The organism is Aeromonas sp. HMWF017, from assembly GCF_003061465.1.
In the GTDB taxonomy this organism is placed as follows: Bacteria; Pseudomonadota; Gammaproteobacteria; order Enterobacterales; family Aeromonadaceae; genus Aeromonas; species Aeromonas veronii.
In genome coordinates this window covers 20,505-23,230 of sequence record NZ_QAJD01000066.1, presented here as the reverse complement: position 1 = coordinate 23,230, position 2,726 = coordinate 20,505, and the positions used below count along the sequence as shown (strand labels likewise).

At 63.5% G+C, this 2,726-nt stretch carries 2 protein-coding genes and 1 pseudogene; 2 read left to right on the top strand and 1 reads right to left on the bottom strand.

Annotated features, from left to right (window positions below; all coding sequences use genetic code 11):
* Positions 1-1,096, bottom strand: a 1,096-nt coding sequence (locus DBR30_RS07020) for an aldehyde dehydrogenase family protein (protein WP_108588257.1), incomplete at its 3' end; no start/stop codon positions are given.
* Between the two features lie 413 nt (positions 1,097-1,509).
* Here DBR30_RS07020 and puuR point away from each other — a divergent pair.
* Both puuR and DBR30_RS21765 read left to right on the top strand, forming a co-directional pair.
* A complete protein-coding gene (puuR, locus tag DBR30_RS07015; RefSeq protein WP_108541134.1) occupies positions 1,510-2,112 on the top strand; it encodes an HTH-type transcriptional regulator PuuR in 603 nt (200 codons plus the stop codon).
* 45 nt (positions 2,113-2,157) lie between these two features.
* Positions 2,158-2,726, top strand: a pseudogene (locus DBR30_RS21765) (NAD(P)/FAD-dependent oxidoreductase); the annotation flags it as partial.

Sequence of the window (2,726 nt, the reverse complement as noted above, 5' to 3'; positions counted from 1 at the left end):
CGGGGTGAGCTTCGCCCCCCAGCAGCACTTCGGCACCGGCGGCGACCGATTGCTGCACCAGCTCGGCCACCTTGCTGGCGGCGGCGGGGTTGATGAGCGGGCCGATCTGGGTGCCCTCCGCCATGCCATCCCCCACCTTGAAGGCCTTGACGGCGGCAGTCAGCTTCTCGGCGAAGGCGTCATAGACGCTGGCCTGCACCAGAATCCGGTTGGCGCAGACGCAGGTCTGCCCGGCGTTGCGGTATTTGGAGGCGAGCGCCCCGGCCACCGCGGCATCAAGGTCGGCGTCGTCAAAGACGATAAAGGGGGCGTTGCCACCCAGCTCCAGCGACAGCTTCTTCATGGTGTCGGCGCACTGGCGCATCAGCAGCTTGCCGATGCGGGTGGAGCCGGTGAAAGAGAGCTTGCGCACCACCGGATTGCTGCACAGCTCGTTGCCCACCGCGCTCGGCTGATGACCGGTGACGATATTGATGACCCCGGCAGGGATGCCCGCCTGCTCGGCCAATACCGCCAGCGCCAGCGCGCAGAGCGGCGTTTCGGCGGCGGGTTTGATGACGATAGTGCAACCCGCTGCCAGCGCCGGGCCAGCCTTGCGGGTGATCATGGCAATCGGGAAGTTCCACGGAGTGATGGCGGCGACGACCCCGACCGGCTGCTTGATGGTGGCCAACCGGCGATCGCCGCTAAAGCCCGGGATGGTGCGGCCATAGGCGCGCTTGCCCTCCTCGGCAAACCACTGGATAAAGCTGGCGCCATAGGTCACCTCGCCCTTGGCCTCGGCCAGCGGCTTGCCCTGCTCGCAGGTCATGATGCGGGCCAGCTCGTCGCTATGGGCTGTGATGGCGGCAAACCAGGCGTAGAGCTTGTTGCTGCGCTCCTTGGCGGTCAGCGCCGCCCAGGCGGGTTGCGCCGCGTGGGCGGCCGCGATGGCGCGGCGGGTATCCTCGGCATCCATGTCGGGCACCTGGGTAATGACGGCCCCGCTGGCGGGGTTGGTGACCTCGAAGGTGCGGCCGCTGGCGGCCTGGCACCACTGTCCATCTATATAGGCGCGGGATGTGATCAAGCTGGAGTGGGATGTTGTTCCTGACATGAGAAGCCTCGAGTGTGGGTCAGAGCAGCTGGTTGCCGGAGTGAGCCGATCCTTCCTGCGCCGCTGCCGTATAAAATAATAAGCACAGGAAGACCATAATTTGAGCTGAAATGTTTTTCAAGTGTTAAATATATTTGAATTGCTGGGGGGCGCCATGCTAGAAAATGGGCTGTGTAGCGCGCTTTTACCCATTCGCTTGTAGGCTGTAAGTGGGCAAACGACGGGGAGATGGTAAATCAGGTGTGCAAAATAATGAACGGCTGTGCTGTGTAACATAGTGAACGGCAAGGGAAAGCTGGTCGGCTATTTTAACCAGCAGGGTAAACAGGCAGCGCCTGATCCGATGCGATCACGCGCAAGCAGGAGAGGCTGATGATGCAAGGATGCAGACATGGCGCAGCAGGGGGCCTTTCATGAGCGGGCCACAGAGCCGGGAGGGTGTGGCTCGACCGTTGAGTGCGGCTGACGCCGGGGTGCGCACCATGGGGGAACGGCTGGCGGCGGTACGCCATCAGCTGGGGCTCTCCCAGCGGCGGGCGGCCGAGCTGAGCGGCCTGACCCACGGCGCCATCTGCATGATCGAGCAGGACAAGGTGAGCCCCTCGGTCGCCTCCCTGCAAAAGCTGCTCACCATCTATGGCCTGCCGCTGTCGCGCTTTTTCGCCGAGGAGGAGAGCCGCACTCCGGAGGTGGTGATCAAGGCGGATCAGCTGATCGAGCTGGGCAGTCAGGGGGTCTCCCTCAAGCTGGTGCACAACGGCAACAACCGCCGACAGCTCGGCTTTATGCTGGAGACCTACCCCCCCGGCACCGACACCGGCGGTCAGGTGACCCATCAGGGGGAGGAGGTCGGCACCGTGCTGGAGGGGTCGGTGATCCTGACGGTGGCGGGCCAGAGTTATCCGCTGGAGGCGGGCGACAGCTATGTGATCGACACCGGCGAGCCCCACAGCTTCAGCAATCCGTCGGGGGAGACCTGTCGCATCGTCAGCGCCCACACCCCGGCGAGCTTTTAATCCTGACAGTAGTTTGGCAACCGAACCGGTAAGGAAACAGGGATCATGACCGAACATGTAAACAGTTACTACGCAGCCAGCGCTAATAAACACGCGCCCTACCCGACATTGACCGAGCAGCTGGAGTGCGATGTCTGCGTCATCGGGGCGGGCTATACCGGCCTATCCAGCGCCCTGCATCTGGTGGAGAAGGGTTACAAGGTGGTGGTGCTGGAGGCAGCGCGGGTCGGCTTTGGTGCCAGCGGTCGCAACGGCGGCCAGATCGTCAACTCCTACAGCCGCGACATCGACACCATAGAAGCGAACTGCCCGCCGGATCAGGCCAGGCTGCTCGGTTCCATGTTGTTTGAGGGGGGACAGATCATCCGCGAGCGGATCAAGCGCTACAACATCCAGTGCGATCTGCAGGAGGGGGGCGTCTTTGCCGCCGAGACCGAGAAGCAGCTGCACGAGCTCAAATCCCAGTACGCCCGCTGGCAGAAGTGGGGCAACGACCAGCTGGAGCTGCTCGATGCCAAGGGGGTGCGCGAGGTGGTCGCGAGCGACCGCTACGTCGGCGCTCTGCTCGACAAGAGCGGCGGTCATATTCACCCCCTCAATCTGGCGTTGGGGGA

Coding starts and splice junctions, on each gene's coding strand:
- puuR (WP_108541134.1), top strand. CDS start 1,510: ATGAGCGGGCCACAGAGCCGGGAGGGTGTGGCTCGACCGTTGAGTGCG.